Here is a 17,127-nt window from a genome sequence, read left to right on the forward strand (position 1 = left end):
CGGCCATGAGTCAGTCAAATAGATACACCCACAAACTGAGTCACTTACTGTTCATTGTGATCGTTGCTATTTTGGGTACGAGTGCGGTTTATACCGTTCAAACCATCTACAACAACAATGAGCGTAGCAATGCACAATCGCTACTATTTGGTAAATCTCATGAAGTACTCAGTGATATTTCAACGCTCAACTCAACACTAGACTTGTGTAGTACCAATATTGAAAGCTGCGAACAAGAGCAAGTTAACTTATTGATTACCAAACTTCAGGGTGAACTATCAGAGCTTCAACAACTGATCTCTGAGGAGAAATCGCTAGCCCTTTTAACAGGGGTTTTAGGGTTTGATCTGTTAGAACTTCATTTCCAAAAATACCAAGAGACTGGCGACTTAAATCAACTCAACAGCTCGCTGCGTGTCGCATCCGAGAAAAGCGTCAATACCGTCAATAGTTTCATGGATAACTACCACAACCAAGCCGCACAAAACTCACACCTGCAGCTGTACACGATCGCCGGTTTTAATCTGGCGCTCTTTTTGGCGCTGTTTGTCTACTTTACCCAAAACAGCCGGCTATTAAGCCGCACGCGAGCACAAAAAGATCAAGCACATGCGACCTTCAAACAGATATCGAGCAATCTAAAAAGCATTGACCACGAGGCGGTAAAAGCTCGTATTTCAAGCGTCGAAACCTCGAGCATTGAAAAGAACATCTACGCCAAGCTACTGTCGAGTTATGAACAGTTGGAAGAGCAGAAATCGCAAACCGACCTTTATCAACGCTTATACAACCTACTCGGTTACGAAGTACGCGGTATCACCAATACCATTCAAGGTGGTATTAAGTTATTGGTTAAGGACAGCGATGAAAACGGCGCTCTGCTTGCTAAAGAGATCATCTCCGCTACGTGGACATTGGAAAATCTTGCGGACAACTTCAACCGTTTATCGAACGTAGATGCACTTAACGATGACAAAAACATCGACTTCTATGACTTGATCAGCGAGTTGATTGTTCTTACTGCCACCAAATCTAAGCAACAGTCCAAAACGCTTGAGTGCTTTGTTGAAAATACTATTCCAGCTCAGCTTTACGGCAGTCAAACTGGGCTGTTCTGGATATTGTTACTCCAGATTTCCAACAAAATCGCTACGCCTACGCATTCTAATGCTTTACTGCATGTCGGCTGCAATAGCTCATCACAAGTAGATAAGCTGCGTATTACTCTGTCCCTCTATTTTTATCGTGATACCTACACCCAAATTGAGCAGTTAGACAAGCTCAACTGGAACGATGCACAAATCAAAGACATCACCAATGTCGAACTGGCCAACAACCTACTTACAGGGATCAAAAACTACTCCGCGGTATCTGTGTCATTAGAAGAAGCTGAAAAGATGGTGATTAACTTTGATGTCAACGCCTCTCAGTACGCACCTCTTACTAATCGCTTGGAAGGACGCACCATTTTGTTATGCGGCACCGACAATTTACAGCTAGATATATTGAGCCAGACTTTTGTCAACGAAGGCGCCAACGTCGTTTTAGCAAGCACGGCTAACGACATCTTTAAAATGATGAAGGATTTAAAACCTCACGACGGTATATTCTTAACAGACCACATTAAGGGCATCACTCTCGATTCCTTCTGTAAGACGCTTAAAGCACGATTAGCGGCCAAAGAGATCAAACTGATGCTCTCTATGTCGAGTTCAGCCGATCTAGACGATACATACAACCACGTTGATTACGTGTTCTACCACCCGTTTACCCCTGTCGACTTCATCGACAACATTGTTAAGACATTAGACAGTGAAAGTGAGAAAGAGAGCCAGTCTGATAAGCAATTCTTGATCGTTGAAGATGATAGAGTGCAGCAGATCATTCTTAACAAAATTCTCTCCAACTTTGACTTCCAGTGCCAAGGTGTCGATGACGGTGCCAAAGCGGTTGCGCTTATCAAAGAGCAGCAGTTCGATATCATCTTTATGGACTGCATTATGCCAAACATGGACGGTATCGAAGCAACAACCCACATTCGCCAATACGAACGTGATAACCACTTACCACCCACCACTATTATCGGTGCTACCGCGTTAACCAGTAATAAAGAGCACAAACGCTGTGTTGATGCAGGCATGGATTACGTTATCAGTAAGCCATACAAGAATGATGAAATTTACTCAGTTATCAAGAAATACATGGCGATTAGGAAGGTGGGTTAATGAAAGCAGTGTTTGATGCAAGAGGGTATAACAGGTCGACACTGGGGTTATCCTTAATCGGCTTATTCACTCTTGCAAGTAGTATCAATTCCCAAGCTGGTGAGCTGTCTGTAGTGATTGGTGAAGCAATTGCAAAGAATTACAGCATCATAAATTCAAGATATGAAATTCAAAGTACCGAGTTTGATAAAGACATTAGCTCAGCCTTTTTCTATCCGACAATCAATGCCAACGCCAATACCACGTGGAACGAATCAGACGTACGTTCATTGCAACCGAGCAACCAAAACTACAACAGCAATGGTTACACCCTCTCGTTATCGCAAACCTTGTTAGATGTCTCGCGTTATAACACTTACCGCGAATCGGAATTGGACGTGCAGATCAGCAAACTGCAACATGACAAATTGGTCAATGATACGGTGGTCGAAGTCGTAGACAATTACTTTTCATATCTAAAATTTCATGCCCAAAGAAAGGCCACCGATGCGCAGTATCGTTCATCCGAGTCTCGTCTAAAACAAGTAACTCGTAACAATGAGCTAGGTAATTTACCAAAGACAGATGTTTATGAAACTCAAGCGAGGAAGAACACCACCAGCAAACAGATTTCGGACATCAACAAACAGATAAACTTGTCGCTGAATCAGCTGCAATCAACGTCACAGACCCAAGTCGTCCCCTCTTTTGACGTAGCGCTCAATAATCAATATCTGCCTATATCTGACTCAGAAAAAGCACAACTTAAAGGGAAATTAGTTGAAGCGAATTTCGATATAGCGATAGCAAAGTCGCTATTAGATAAATCAAAACGAACCCTAAGCAAATCCCGTTCAGACTTCTACCCAACGCTGCAAGCTTCTGCCAACTACGAGTATGAAGACAGTAACCGTGACAACTCTAAAACCGACACTACAACCTACAGCTTAACCGTCGATTTACCTATCTTTGAAGGTGGTAGCGACTATTACGAATATCAAAAGAACAAGGGGCGAATTCAGCAATTTTCCGCTCAATACGACCAAGCACTCAACGACGCACAATTTGCGCTCGACGATACAGTGCTGACCATTAATGCCAACATCGAAGCCATGTCCTATTTGCGAGCAGCTGTAATCGCAAACTATCGCGTTTACCAAGGCAATAAAAAGGCTTACCGACTTGGTACAAAAACCTTAACCGACTTACTTAATTCTGAATCAGACCTTTTTGACAGCATTCGTGAGTACTACACCAATCAGTATGATTACGTCATCAACGTCACCAAACTTAGAGCACTGTTTGGCGCCATCGATTTGGAGGAGCTCAATCGTATTTCTGATCGGATGATTCCTATCGAGGATACTTTTGACTTATCGATCATTGACAGCTTGTCAGCGGAAGGAGAAGGATAATGGACAAACTTAATTACCTTCCCAAATTGAGTGTTGGTGATACCAGCTTCTTAGTAATGTCAAGTATATTGACCACAATTCTTGGCTTGGTACTGCCATTTTCGATATTAATCATTTTCGACCGTATCATTCCAAACGAATCCAGTTCCTCTCTCTATTTCATCTTCGTGATTATCCTTGTGGCGATCATGCTCGACTATAAAATCAAAAACATTGAAGAATCGATGGTATCGAGAATAGGCAACCGCTTTGAACAAACGGCGACCAACCAGATATTCAATGCTATCTGTCACTCAGACGCAGCTCAATTTAAAAAGCTGGATACTGGGTCTTACTTGGAAAGGCTCACTACCATTCTTGGGCTTCGTTCCTATTACAGCGGTGAGCTCATCGGTGCACTTATCAACGCATTTACTTGTCTTGTTACTCTGCTGATCATTGCAGTTATCAATCCACCAGCAGGGTTCATCTTAGTCGCGAGTGCTCTGTTTTTGTTGGTTACAGCTCTTCATCTATCAAAGAGCAAAGTCGCGTTAATGCAGAAAAAATCTGATATTGATGGCACCACTAACTCTAATATCATCGATATCATCTCTAACCCGCTCGATATCAAAGGGCGTTCGATGGAGTACCGGCTTGAAAACCTAATGAACACCATGGTTAAAGAGCGAGAGTACCACACCAGCGAATTTGAAAAGCAAGAATCAAAGTTCAGCCTAACCTTAACGCTTATTCAGCAACTAGCTGTGATATTAACCGTGGTAACCAGCGCCATGGCTGTAATCAACCTCGATATCAGCCAAGGGGTAATGGCAGCCATCATCCTTCTGACCAATCGTTTCTTTGGTCCTTACCAACAGACCATGCGTGCCATTAGCCAATGGAAAGTCAACAAGAGCTATATTATGAGGCTGAACGAAATACTAGAGATGGCGAACGAACACACATCTAACCGATTAGTAGGCGTACCGCCAAAACATGTCAGCTATCAAGGTCAAGAACACTATCAGTTTCAAGCCAACAAAATCACTGTCCTTTCAGGCCAGTCTGGCTCAGGTAAGTCTTCTATTTTAAGAGGATTAAGTCAGTACTCGCATCAGGCAGCAATGGAAAAACAAGTCAACGATGACATCATAGACAACATTATCATGGTCACTAAACACAGCACTTTCGTTGATGGCACCATCATCGATAACATCACCTGTTTTAGACCTGAACTGCACAAAGCCGCTTATTCGTTGTGTGAAGCGTTAGGGATCAAAAGCGATATAGACGATCTTAAGCAAGGTTTTTATACCGAGATAACCACCACAGGCATCAAGCCATTCTCACGCAAGGTTAACTTTGCATTGCTCATTGTTCGTGCACTGCTCAGCAATAAGAAAATCGTACTCATCGATGACTTCGACCTCTCTTATGATGTCGACTTTTCGGCCAATTTGCTCTCATGCTTGCGCCCAAGGATCAACTCTTACTTGTTCGTTATCGCGAGTAACAAGATAAAACACAAAGATCGTAACATCGAACACATCAAAGCTCGTGAGGTGGCATAGCATGGATACATTGATTGCTTTTGACGAGATAAAAGAGCGTCTACTCCACTTTCGAGAAGGCCACCTATCGAGTCGTTACGCCGAGAACCCATTATTGCTCGGCTTAAGCTACACCCTAGTCGCTCTTCAATGGGAAGGTACGGCAGAGCTGTTGTCAGATACGTTTATCGCCGATACAGACCACTTTAAGGCGTTTGATGCCACACTTTCACGACTCGGCTATCAATGCCTGCACAAAAAGATCACCAATCATAGACAGTTGGAAACGCTCAGCTGCCCAGCATTTATCACAATCAACCGCCAAAACTACATTTTGTTGGGTGTCGACAATGAGGTGCTACACCTATACGACTATGAAAATGACATCCCTATTGAGAGCCCACTTCCGGCCAAGTTTAAGGCTCGTGTTTGTGCCATATCGAGCTATTCACGGATTTTTCGTGAACCACCACCTGAATCACAAGACAAACGAAATTGGGTGAAACACATCTTCTATGAACACAGTGCTGAATTTAAAAGTCTCGCTCTATTGAGTCTTTTCATCACTCTGTTTGGAACCATACAACCATTTTTTATTATGGGTGTGTATACCTTTGCGTTAACCGCAGACTCCGCCTCAACCTTATATTGGCTCGCCTCTGGCGCAATTGCTGTCGCTCTAATGGAACACTTTTTGAAGCGACAGAGGATGAGTATTCTCAACACCTCCGGACAAGAACTTGCCCACTATATTTCGTATCACGTGATCTCTAAGTTATTGTGGCTGCCTTATGCTATGACCTCTAGCGCCACTACCTCTTCACAGTTAGCGCGACTGAAAGATATCGATCAATTTAGACAACTGGTGACCGCCGAGTCGAGCTTAAGTTACTTCGATCTGCCGTTTATCTTTATCTTTCTTATTGCGATCTTTGTGATGTCTGGCAGTGCTGCAATTACGGTTCTGATTGGCATTGCGCTCATGGTGGTGTTTTGTATTTATGCTCGCTATATCTATCTGCAAGCGACATCTCGAAGTTCTCGAGCCAACGCAATGGTCTCTTATCAATGGAACGAGCTTTTAACGAATGTAGGCTCAATACAAAAGCTGCCGCTACTCTCTGTCGTCAAATCCCGATTCAACGCAGCATTGACCCAGCGCCTTAAAGACTCTCATCAAGTTTCAATTACCAACTCTAAGATTCAACAACTTGGTAGTAGTCTCATTCAAGTAATAGGCACCGCCAGTATTGTGACCGCGGTATCTGCGGTGATGGCCGGAGATGCCAATCCGGGGGCGATGCTGGCGATCATCATTCTGGTTTGGAAGACGTTAACGCCTATTATGGGAATCTACAATTCGCTCGCCAAAATCGACACGATTAAAGCCTCTTCGGCCCAAATCAATGCTTTGATGTCCCTTGACGATGACAAAACCAAAATGGAAAAAAGCCCGCCTATTCAAGAATTGGGAGGACGAGTTAACATTAAAGGGTTGTCGCACCGTTACCCAGGCGTTGGAAGCGGGCTAACCAACCTGTCTGTTGGAGTCTCTCCAGGGCAAAAAGTGGCGGTATGTGCTCCCTCCGGTGCCGGGAAAACCACCTTGATGAATATACTTGCTGGGATAGAAACTCGTTTTCAAGGGCAGTTGCTCTACGACGGCTACAACGTCGCTCAGTTTAATAACTTTAGACTTAGAAGCAGTCTGACTTATATCCCATTTAATATGCACCTTTACCCATCTACCGTTCATGCTAACTACACGGTATATAACGGATATGTCCAAGATGAAACCATTGACGAGATGCTTAACTTCTTTGACCTGTTGCCCTATTTACCACAAGGTAAGAACACCCTATTGAGTACTGAATTCCTTGACCAACTTCCTGATGGCGTATATCGAAAACTGGTATTGGCAATCGGTCTAGGAGACTGCCACAAAAAGGTTCTTATTTTGGATGAGCCCTTTGTTGGCGCCGAAAATGAAAACAGCCGTTATCTAACACTTTTGTTTAAGGAACGACTAGCGAGCTGTACTGTGATCTTTACCACCACCAGCAAAGCCATGGTCGCCGTTTCAGACCGATGCCTACTGCTAGAAAAAGATGGCTCGCAGAAGTTTTTCGGCACTCCAGATAAAGTACTTCAAGCCGCTCCATCAATGATTAACTAATATCTAAGATTTGATGGCGTCTCTACTAAAAACTCTTGTTCTAATACAAAAGAGCGACCGATATGGGTCGCTCTTTCGATACAAAATGCTAACGAGAACCTAGGTTACTCTTAGATTCATAGTTTAATCCAAGCATCATCCCAATACAGGCTATCTCCCGGAGCGTAAGACGCGCTCGCACACCACGCTGTGTACGGCCAAGGCTTACATTCGTAGACACCGTTGTCAGTGCCTATCACTCGGTCACCCGCTTGATACGCAGTGCCTGCTACATAGTCAGGATACTCTCCCGGCGGTGGTGTTATCGTCTCATCAGTCACAACAAAGCTGTTTTGTGATGAAACTGTTTCACCATCTTCAGCAATGCCTTCAAGTAGTAGCTGATACGTACCTGCCTGAATATCTTGTAATTCAATAGTTAATGCAGATTGGCCATTAACTTGAGCCTGAGCTTGCTCAACCACTTGATTCGAAGCATTACGAACACTCACATCAACCGTTAACGCTTGGTTGCTTACTAACTGTAGGTTCAGCGTCACTTGACCATTATCCAATGCGTATGAAGATGCTAAGCCCGTTACACTCAGCGTAGGGTCGACATCGGGATCAGGCGTTTCACCACCACACGAAGCGTCTGAATCTTTGCTCCATACACCCCACTCGCCCGTGGTGCCCGGTTCTTCACCTCGAGTCCACCAGCCCGCTTTCCATGTGTGCCCATCGTGAGACACTTTGTCGCCTTCAACATAAACACTATTTGCATCCCAAGGGTTTGCGCAGGTTGCCCCATCAGTCACTGTCACAGCTCGTGTCGCTTCAACGGTTTGAGCGGCACTGTCAGACACTTTATAAACCAAGGAATAAGTACCGATAGTATTTACATCCACTTGCCCAGTGACTTGTATTGATGATGTTAAGTCCCCGTCTTCCGCGTCGTTAGCTGTAACACCTTCCAATACATCAAAATCGCCGCCTAGCATCACCGTTGTATTCTCTACGCCACTCAATACTGGCTTTTGGCTATAGACCTCTACGCTTCGTGCTTGGGTCGTTTGATTATCATCGCTATCGGATACTTTATAAGTAAGCACGTAAGTGCCAATTGAAGCGGTATCGACGTAACCTTCGACTACGATTGAAGACGTTAAATCCCCGTCCTCTTTATCATGCGCGGAGACACCCTCTAACTCATCAAAAGCACTTCTATGTAGCACTCGAGTATTCTCAACGCCTTTAAGGATTGGCTCACCGTCGTTACCCGGAGGTGGGGTCACTTGGCCATGAATAAATGGACCATAGTCATTAATAAACGTTTCATTGTACTCTTGCCCTTGCGCGTTAGTGCCCATGTCCCAGTTTACGGACCAAGTCATAACGCCACGCAGCGGCTGGCCTTGCTCTGATAACTGTTCAAATGCAGAATACAGATCTTGTGGTTCTTGTACGTAACCAGTAGCCGCAGCGTCAATGTTAGATGGAATACCAAACACTAACTTGTTGTGAGGAATCTTATGAAAGCCGCGCGTGCCGTTACTCAATGAATCGGAGATGTAGTAGATAAACTCTTCTTTCAATTCATCGTTATTCTGAGCAATCCAACCTACACCTTCTACCCAGATACCGTCACCACCTTGGTTGTAGAATTGTGGATTGATCCAGTCATAGTAGCCTTCAAGGTTGTCGATATATGGGACGTATTTACCACCAGCAGTCAGGTATGGAAATTCAGGTGCCATGGTAATGAGAAAGTTTTTACCTTGCTCTCGGTAATGATCTTTGACCAATCTTAATGCTGCTGGAATAACGGTTTGGTTATCCGCAGCCGTCACCGCCGCTTGCTCTAAATCAATATCTAAACCATCAAGCCCGTATTTTTCGGTAAGACGAATGATCTCTTCGGCAAACGCCGCTTCGTCACCCGTCTTAAGTTCGATATGAGCATCAGCACCACCAAGTGCGATAAGTACTGAACGCCCTTGCTGATTAAGCTCTGATATTTGGTTAATGAACTGCTGCTCTGAAAGGCCAATAGTTGGATCGAGCTTAAAAGTAGGAATGCGACCTTCTGCAACATCATAAACCTTCATAAAAGAGACGTTCACAATGTTGTACATCGGGTTTACCGCATCTAAAGTGACACAAGGCGCGTTGCCTCCCTTGTAACCAGCTCCATCGCACCAGTTGTGCCAATATCCTACTACCACACCGCTATTTGGGTTGGTCATTGGAGTACTGCTCGCATTTGCCATTCCCGGTAGTGCGACGATACCCACTGAAATTGCGAGTTGTAGTGCCGTTCGTTTCATCATAAACATCAATCCTCGTTGAATAACTGTGCCTATCACAGCGCCTAACAATGATTTTATGCATGAATAAAAACAGACTAATAATGTATTTTTTATAAAAAGAGTATCATTTATATAAGTTGTGATTTTAACTCACAGATAAAGAAAAAATATAATCTTACTTTTGACTAATCTGAATTATTTACCCGTCTTTTTTACTTATTTAAATAACCATAAGGAATTATTTGACACGGGATTATTTAGATTAAATATATTAATAAAGCCTAATAAAATATGCTTCGAGGAAATTCGTCAGCCCCCCACTCACTAGCTACACCACCGTTATGCGATACAAAAGCCCCTCACCATGGATAAACAACAGCATGCATATTAATCTCTACACATTGTACAATATTAAACCAATTAAGGGATCGCTAATTTAAAATATGTAAAGTGCCTGCCGAAATTAATGAATAAGAATTCACAAAGTTATGGTTTCATTCACATTATTGATAACTCATCCTGTTTCAATTGATATTGATTTTATAAATTAAAATACATATTCAACTCGCCGAGTAAGTGTCCCATATACTATGACCATCAAGTACCAGAGCATTGCCAAGACCTCACTCCATTTTATTGCTTCTTTTTGTTGTTCTATGGCTCTGCTTCTTCCCATCACACCCTTTCACTACAAGAATGTGAGCGAGAAGTCGGTAGTACTCGCAGAAGCCAAATTAGATGAGATAAAAGCGCAGTTCGATTCTTTTATAACCACGCAAAATGCTAGCCTTCCGTGTAAAGCATTTGTGCGAGAGCTTAGGCAAGCTGTATTTCACACGGACTGGGTAAAAGAAGCGGCGATATATAATGATCGAGACTACTTTTATTGCTCCACAACCGAAGGCGACGTTTGGTTTCCTTTATATCAAACCATCAGCAACCGCATAAACAATGACCCGAATCTAACAACACTTTCTTATACCAACTCTGCTATTTCTCAGTCGAAAGCCATTATGCTGATCTTCAAAGATCACGTAAGCCAAGAAGGTGTCAGCCTATTAATCCCACCGCATTACATTTCTGACATTGTCGAAGATCATCTGTCCCAATACGGGCTGAATTCAAAGGTTGAAGTCATTCATCGAGACATCTCTGCGCTCGAGCCAGTTTCATACATTAAGGCTTTAAAAATAGAGTCTGACACTTATCCACTAGCCGTCATCTCTTATGCTGGTTATGGCTATTACCTCAATTTTCTTCTTAAGTACTCTTGGTTTGGTTTTCTTTGTGCCGGTGTCGCGACCATCGTTGCGCAGAACATTAAGCACAGAAACCAAGAACGAAGAGGCCTTGAGTATTCACTGTCTAATGCGCTGAAAAACAAACATTTACATGTTCACCTTCAGCCTATTGTTGATCAGCGCACTTCACAGGTTGTTGGTTGCGAGTCACTCCTACGATGGAATGACCCAATCGAAGGCAGCGTGTCGCCTGCGATTTTCATCCCTCTTGCAGAGAGCCTTGGTTTAATCGAAGATCTCACCTACTTTGTGCTCGAGGAAGTGTTAAGCACATTAAAAACAAACAGCTCTTTATTTGAAAATAGATACATTAGCGTCAACATCAGCCGCAATGTCGTCTCAAACCCAGAGTTCGCCGACAGTGTTCTCAGACTATTCCGTAAGAATCCTGAGTCGTTGAACAAACTTATCTTTGAGGTCACTGAAGATGGTGAATGTCTAGAAAAAGACATGGTGACAATTAGAACCAACTTAAACAAACTGGCGGAAGCTGGCGTAGAAATCGCAATCGACGACTTCGGCACTGGTTATGCCGGGTTAGACTTTGTACGTCAGTTCCCCTTCAGCGTCCTTAAAATTGACCGTGTGTTTGTAAAAAACATCTCGGACTCGTCGAGCTTGGGTGTTCCTATTCTTGAGTCTATGCTTCAACTGGCCGACTCACTTGGAATGGAAGTTATCGTTGAGGGTGTGGAGAACGAATCGCAAGTCCAAACACTCGCAGGGTTGGGCGTAAAATACATCCAGGGCTTCTATTACTACAAACCCATGCCAAAGAAACTGGCTCTGGAAATATTGAAACAGCAAGATCTGATTCGATATGAAGGATTTAAGTTGCTTCCTTCTTAGATATGCACCTTAAACATAAAACGCCTGCTATCTTGTTCTTGAATAAGTCAAAGATAGCAGGCGTTATTTTATGGCGCCGTTACACTCAATCAGCGCACGACAAACACCGAGCAATGTGCGTGGCGAACAACCTTCGCAGCATTAGAGCCCAGTAGATATGAGCGAAACTTTGGTTTGGCAGATGCCATCACAATCGCGTCGGCATTCGACTGCTTCGCTTGAATAACCACTTCGTCAAATACAATCCCATTACGTATGATGCTTTTACCGCGGTGTGGTCTTGGCACCAACTCTTCCAACATAGTTTGTACACTGTCAAAAACGCTTAGGTGTTTATCCGAGAATGTCGACCCACTTACCGTCGGTACCATGCTGTGGTGCACTCGCGCATCATCCACATAAAGCATATCAATCACACCATTTTCCGAGATCAGTTTGAGTGCCATTTCGACTTCCCTTTTGACCACTTCTGGATAGGCAAGATCAACAGGCATTAAAATTCTGTTCAGACTCATATCAATTTGCCCCCATAACCTTGTTAGGTAGCCACATCACCATTTCAGGAAACAACATACAGGCGATTAAGACGCATAATTTCAGCAAAATGAACGGCAAGATGGATCGATAGATATCCATCATACTGACACCCGGCGGAGCAATACCTTTTAGATAAAACAACGCAAAGCCATAAGGGGGTGTCTGCACCGCTATCTCGATGTTTAGAATCATCAAAATTCCAAACCAGATAGGATCATAACCTAGCGATACCACTATTGGCGTGAACAACGGTGCGCACATCAATACGATGATCAGTTCGTCGATGATAAAACCCAGCAACAACATAATGACTTGTAGAAGGATAATCACGCCTAATGGGGGCAAACCGAGATCTTGCGTTATTTGGGCGACCATGTTTTGTACACCACTCAGCATATGGAAGTTGCTAAACAGAGAAGCGCCTAAAATGATCCACATCGATACGCTGACCAACATCGCTGTTTCAAAGCCAGAAGATTTGAACATTTCAAAGCGAAAGCGCTTAAACACAATAGCCAAAAGAATCGCACCAACAACACCAATAGCCCCAGATTCAGTTGGAGTCGCGATACCTGTAATAATACTGCCCAACACAGCCACAATGAGTAACAGCGAGAACATGCCGTCACGAGCAGTTCTTATCTTCTCTTTGCCCGTCATCGAGCTTTCCGCGCCCGTACCTAAAGGTGCTTTCTTCGGATTGAACTTACAGCTGATAACGACATAGGCGATTAACAAGGTTATGGAAATCAAAGCTGGAATGATCGCGGCTAAGAACATGCGTCCCACTGAGTTCTGAGTCGTGGCCGCGTACATGATCATAGGAATACTCGGTGGTATCAGGATTCCCAATCCGCCGCCTGCCATAATCACACCTAGGGCGAGACGTTTATCATAACCACGTTCTAACATCGGTTTGAGCGCGATGCTCCCCGATGTCATGATCCCTGCCCCGATGATGCCCACCATGGCACCAATCATAGAACAGACACCAATGACGCTGATCGCCAATGAGCCACGGATACGCCCGATCACCATCTGACTAGCGTTGAACATCGCATCCCCGATACCTGAGCGTGTAAGAAGTTGTCCCATGTAGATATAAAGCGGGATAGCCAACAAAATGAAGCTAAAGAAGTTACTCTCTATGGTGGTTGGCACTAAGTTAAATATGCCCTCTCCCCACGTTAAATAACCCATCCCCATAGCGATACCACCAAGTGCGAGACCAACCGGTGCACCTAATGCAAAACTAAATAAAATACAGCCGATAAGAAGCAGCGTTAATACCTCAATACTCATGCATCCCCCGCCTGTTCAATTAATTCTTGTGGCTGTTCGATACTTTCTACTTCTCGTTCAATCAAATCTTTGCCTGTGATAACGAAATAGATGTCCTGCACCATGTCGCTAGTAAATTGGGCAATGAACACCGCGCTCGCACACATCATCATCACCCAAAAATGTGCCATTGATGGGGCCCATTCAGACTGGCGTCGGTAGTTAAACTCCACCGCCTCTTCAAACTTGCCAAATGCCATCATCATCACGACACAAAGAAAGAAAATCGCTAACGAGTAGGAAAATAGATTGAACAGTGAACGAAGTCTTGTAGAGACTGACAGATAAAGAACATCAACATTGATATGCGCCTTGTTCTGCTGCGCTAACGCGCCACCCAGAGCAGCAATGTAGCCAAATAAAAACAGTGATACGTCGTATGCCCATATAGTGGGTTCACCTAATACATATCGAGAAAACACCTCAAAGGCGACTGTGGCTGCAAGGATTGGCATCAACACCGATGCAGACACTCCAACCCAATACACAACCCGATTAATGCCCAAACAATAGGCAGTTAACACCTTAGTAAACATAACCTTCATCCCTAGCAGCAAATAGGAAAAGGGGGCAAGCCCCCTAGATTGGCAATTTCACTGATAATTCGACATCTACCCTATGATTTGAAATCAGTGATAAACCAAATTTTTATTCGTTGTTTTGTACAATTTTGATTAGGCGTTGGCTGTATTTGTCAGCGTCAGCATATTCGCTCCATAAAGAGCCAGCAGCACCATTCCATTTAGCGATATCTTCAACACTCGGTTCAGGGCTCCACTTCATGCCTTTTGCCTCCATATCAGCAATCGCTTGAGACTCCCATAAGCGGGATTTTGTCATCTGCTCACGAGCGTGAACTGAGCTTGCTGCACGAACAATGGCTTGAAGATCTTCAGGTAGCTTGTTCCACGCGCTTTTGTTGACAACAATAGGAAGGGCCTGCGCACCAGCGATCGGCAAGCGGTACATGTACTTCGCCACTTCGACGTGGTTTCCGTCTCTATGGTCAATCAAGTTACTGCCTATTGACCCATCGATAACACCTGTAGCCAGACTGGTGTAAATTTCACTCCAAGACAGTGAAGCCGGTGAAGCACCTAGATTACGCAGGAACTTTCCGTAAGCACCTGGCGCGCGAATCTTAAGGCCTTTAAAATCTTCCACAGAGTTAATTGGCTCTTTGGTCAGCACATAAACCGGCAGTTGAATGTATGGTTCCAGCCATACCAAGTTCTGTTTATCGTAAGCTTCTTCAAGTACTTCACCCCAACCTTTCTCGTGGAATAGCGCACTCAGCTCACCGACATCATCAGTCATACCTGGCAAACCCACTTCAACAACGCCTGCAGGGAACTCTCCCGCATGCATCGGTTGGAAAGGTGCGCCCATTGTCATTAAACCAGATTTAACCGAACCCAAAACGCCAGTCTGACCAACGCCTTCACCGGCATACATCACTTGAACGGCAATACGCCCATTAGACATGGTTTCAATGTTTTCAGCAAAGCTCTTATACACTTCACCATAAGCGGTACCGCGAGAGTATAGGTTCACAAATCGCCAGTTATGCTCTGCCGCAAAGGCCTGAGACGCAGTAAAAAATGTGCTAGAAATAGCCAATGCATATCCAGCAACGAGTTTAGTTACACTTCTTTTGCGTAGTTTGCCTAAGGTTTTAAACATGAATAATCTCCTTGATATGATCTCGCTGTTCTAGTTATTCCAAAACAGTGCTGGGTGACGCTTCAGTTCCTCGTTGTCACCTTGTGAACAATAATTACAATTTGTTTACATTCATTAAATTCATATTTATCCACCTAAAGTTTTATAAATCTCAAACCTTTGCAGTTTTGATAACTGACTATGCAAAAAACGGGGGCTCGTCATTCAACAATTTCCGGGATGCAGAACGAAAAAAAGCAGCACATCGAGTGCTGCTTCATGCGAGGTATCGAAATAAGTTTCTCGTTACTGCAATAAGATGAAAGGCATGTTTCAAACAAAACGCTGGGAGGTCATAAACTGACGACTAGATGCCCTGACATAGATATTTGATCTCCAAGTAGTCATCAATGCCATACTTTGAGCCTTCACGCCCACTCCCAGACTCCTTAACCCCGCCGAATGGGGCGACTTCTGTGGATATAATCCCCTCGTTAGTCCCCACAATTCCGTACTCAAGTGCTTCACTAACGCGCCACACTCGACTTTGATTCTGTGTGTAGAAATAAGCGGCTAAGCCATAAGGTGTGTCGTTTGCTCGCTGGATAACTTCTTCTTCATCACGAAAACGGAAAATGGTCGAGACTGGGCCAAATAACTCTTGGTGTGCGATGTCCATCTTTTCAGTGACGTTGGTCAGAATAGTAGGTTGATAGAACTGATCACCCACCTTAGATACGCTTCCCCCTAATACAAGAGTTGCCCCCTGTTCAATCGCTTGCTCGACTAAACCATGCACCTTATCTACCGCTTTTTGATTAATCAGAGGGCCAATATCAGTGCCATCAGAGAGGCCATCGCCAATCACCAAGCCACGCACGGCTTGAGTATAAAGCTCAACAAATTGGTCATAGACCGAATCATGAATATACAAACGGTTAGTACATACGCAGGTTTGGCCAGCATTTCGATATTTCGAAATCAACGCACCTTGCACTGCTTTTTCAATGTCCGCATCTTCAAAGACAATAAATGGCGCGTTGCCACCCAGTTCAAGGGAGACTTTTTTGACTGTATCCGCAGCTTGGCGAAGTATATGTTTGCCAACAGGCGTTGAACCGGTGAATGAGATTTTTCGAACCAAAGGATGCTGACAAAGCACCTCACCAACACTTGCAGGTGTGTACGTGGTGATAATGTTTAGCACGCCTTTAGGAATGCCGGCCTGCTCGGCAAGTTTCGCCATCGCCAGCGTACACAACGGGGTATCTTCTCCCGGCTTAACCACCACAGTGCACCCTGCGGCCAACGCAGGCCCAACTTTGCGAGCGATCATTGCGATTGGAAAGTTCCAAGGTGTCACTGCCGTCACCACACCGATAGGTTGCTTAATTGTCATGTAGCGTGTGTTAGGGTTCGCAGATGGAATAATATCGCCATAGACTCGTTTCGCTTCCTCGCCAAACCACTCAAGAAATGAGGCTCCGTACATCACTTCGCCGTATGCTTCTTTATACGGTTTGCCTTGCTCTGATGTGAGTAATTTAGCCAGTGAATCCGCGTTCTCGACGATGAGGTCAAACCATTTTCTCAACAATCCCGCTCTATGCTTTGCGGTTGTTTTTTTCCATTCTAAAAATGCATCATGGGCGGCTAACACGGCGGTTGTCGCTTCTTGCTGTCCCATATCCGGCACGTGCGTTATCACTTCACCTGTCGCTGGGTTCACAACCTCAAATTGTTTGCCATCAATTGACTCTACCCATTCGCCATTAATGAGGCATTGGGATACTACTAGATCTAATTGTTTCATCACTTCAGT

Annotated in this window: 11 protein-coding genes; 5 read left to right on the forward strand and 6 right to left on the reverse strand. The window is 44.2% G+C overall.

Features of this window, described 5'->3' with window-relative positions; genetic code table 11:
• Nucleotides 1-5 precede the first annotated feature (5 nt).
• From FIV04_RS07890 to FIV04_RS07905, 4 genes are read left to right on the forward strand one after another with little or no spacing between them, the layout of a single operon-like run.
• Nucleotides 6-2,225, forward strand: coding sequence for a response regulator (locus FIV04_RS07890; protein ID WP_152468782.1), 2,220 nt, complete (start codon nucleotides 6-8; stop codon nucleotides 2,223-2,225).
• Complete coding sequence (locus FIV04_RS07895) at nucleotides 2,225-3,619, forward strand: TolC family protein (RefSeq protein ID WP_152468783.1); 1,395 nt, start codon at nucleotides 2,225-2,227, stop codon at nucleotides 3,617-3,619. The genes FIV04_RS07890 and FIV04_RS07895 overlap by 1 nt, the downstream gene beginning before the upstream one ends.
• On the forward strand, nucleotides 3,619-5,172 hold the full coding sequence (locus FIV04_RS07900) for an ABC transporter ATP-binding protein (protein WP_253895327.1): 1,554 nt from the start codon (nucleotides 3,619-3,621) through the stop codon (nucleotides 5,170-5,172). The genes FIV04_RS07895 and FIV04_RS07900 overlap by 1 nt, the downstream gene beginning before the upstream one ends.
• A 1-nt stretch (nucleotide 5,173) precedes the next feature.
• Nucleotides 5,174-7,327, forward strand: coding sequence for an ATP-binding cassette domain-containing protein (locus FIV04_RS07905; RefSeq protein ID WP_152468785.1), 2,154 nt, complete (start codon nucleotides 5,174-5,176; stop codon nucleotides 7,325-7,327).
• Nucleotides 7,328-7,443: 116 nt separating this feature from the next.
• Here FIV04_RS07905 and FIV04_RS07910 read toward each other — a convergent pair whose 3' ends face one another.
• Nucleotides 7,444-9,636, reverse strand: coding sequence for an immunoglobulin-like domain-containing protein (locus FIV04_RS07910; protein ID WP_152468786.1), 2,193 nt, complete (start codon nucleotides 9,634-9,636; stop codon nucleotides 7,444-7,446).
• Between the two features lie 569 nt (nucleotides 9,637-10,205).
• On the opposite strand from FIV04_RS07910, the gene FIV04_RS07915 reads away from it, so the two are divergent.
• Nucleotides 10,206-11,765, forward strand: coding sequence for an EAL domain-containing protein (locus FIV04_RS07915; protein ID WP_152468787.1), 1,560 nt, complete (start codon nucleotides 10,206-10,208; stop codon nucleotides 11,763-11,765).
• A gap of 89 nt (nucleotides 11,766-11,854) precedes the next feature.
• Here FIV04_RS07915 and FIV04_RS07920 read toward each other — a convergent pair whose 3' ends face one another.
• From FIV04_RS07920 to FIV04_RS07940, 5 genes are all read right to left on the reverse strand, one after another.
• Nucleotides 11,855-12,280 carry a universal stress protein gene (locus FIV04_RS07920; protein ID WP_152468788.1) on the reverse strand — a complete coding sequence of 142 codons (426 nt, stop codon included), beginning with the start codon at nucleotides 12,278-12,280 and terminating at the stop codon, nucleotides 11,855-11,857.
• Nucleotide 12,281: 1 nt separating this feature from the next.
• A complete protein-coding gene (locus tag FIV04_RS07925) occupies nucleotides 12,282-13,604 on the reverse strand; it encodes a TRAP transporter large permease subunit (RefSeq protein ID WP_152468789.1) in 1,323 nt (440 codons plus the stop codon).
• Nucleotides 13,601-14,179 carry a TRAP transporter small permease subunit gene (locus FIV04_RS07930; RefSeq protein ID WP_152468790.1) on the reverse strand — a complete coding sequence of 193 codons (579 nt, stop codon included), beginning with the start codon at nucleotides 14,177-14,179 and terminating at the stop codon, nucleotides 13,601-13,603. The genes FIV04_RS07925 and FIV04_RS07930 overlap by 4 nt, the downstream gene beginning before the upstream one ends.
• Before the next feature lie 112 nt (nucleotides 14,180-14,291).
• Entirely contained in the window at nucleotides 14,292-15,326 is a 1,035-nt protein-coding gene (locus FIV04_RS07935) for a TRAP transporter substrate-binding protein (protein WP_152468791.1), read from the reverse strand.
• 346 nt (nucleotides 15,327-15,672) lie between these two features.
• On the reverse strand, nucleotides 15,673-17,118 hold the full coding sequence (locus FIV04_RS07940; protein WP_152468792.1) for an NAD-dependent succinate-semialdehyde dehydrogenase: 1,446 nt from the start codon (nucleotides 17,116-17,118) through the stop codon (nucleotides 15,673-15,675).
• Between the last annotated feature and the right edge of the window lie 9 nt (nucleotides 17,119-17,127).

Origin of the sequence: Vibrio sp. THAF190c, from assembly GCF_009363355.1 — a bacterium.
Taxonomy (GTDB): domain Bacteria; phylum Pseudomonadota; class Gammaproteobacteria; order Enterobacterales; family Vibrionaceae; genus Vibrio; species Vibrio fortis_A.

Coding starts and splice junctions, on each gene's coding strand:
- FIV04_RS07890 (WP_152468782.1), top strand. CDS start 6: ATGAGTCAGTCAAATAGATACACCCACAAACTGAGTCACTTACTGTTC.
- FIV04_RS07895 (WP_152468783.1), top strand. CDS start 2,225: ATGAAAGCAGTGTTTGATGCAAGAGGGTATAACAGGTCGACACTGGGG.
- FIV04_RS07900 (WP_253895327.1), top strand. CDS start 3,619: ATGGACAAACTTAATTACCTTCCCAAATTGAGTGTTGGTGATACCAGC.
- FIV04_RS07905 (WP_152468785.1), top strand. CDS start 5,174: ATGGATACATTGATTGCTTTTGACGAGATAAAAGAGCGTCTACTCCAC.
- FIV04_RS07910 (WP_152468786.1), bottom strand. CDS start 9,636: ATGATGAAACGAACGGCACTACAACTCGCAATTTCAGTGGGTATCGTC.
- FIV04_RS07915 (WP_152468787.1), top strand. CDS start 10,206: ATGACCATCAAGTACCAGAGCATTGCCAAGACCTCACTCCATTTTATT.
- FIV04_RS07920 (WP_152468788.1), bottom strand. CDS start 12,280: ATGAGTCTGAACAGAATTTTAATGCCTGTTGATCTTGCCTATCCAGAA.
- FIV04_RS07925 (WP_152468789.1), bottom strand. CDS start 13,604: ATGAGTATTGAGGTATTAACGCTGCTTCTTATCGGCTGTATTTTATTT.
- FIV04_RS07930 (WP_152468790.1), bottom strand. CDS start 14,179: ATGTTTACTAAGGTGTTAACTGCCTATTGTTTGGGCATTAATCGGGTT.
- FIV04_RS07935 (WP_152468791.1), bottom strand. CDS start 15,326: ATGTTTAAAACCTTAGGCAAACTACGCAAAAGAAGTGTAACTAAACTC.
- FIV04_RS07940 (WP_152468792.1), bottom strand. CDS start 17,118: ATGAAACAATTAGATCTAGTAGTATCCCAATGCCTCATTAATGGCGAA.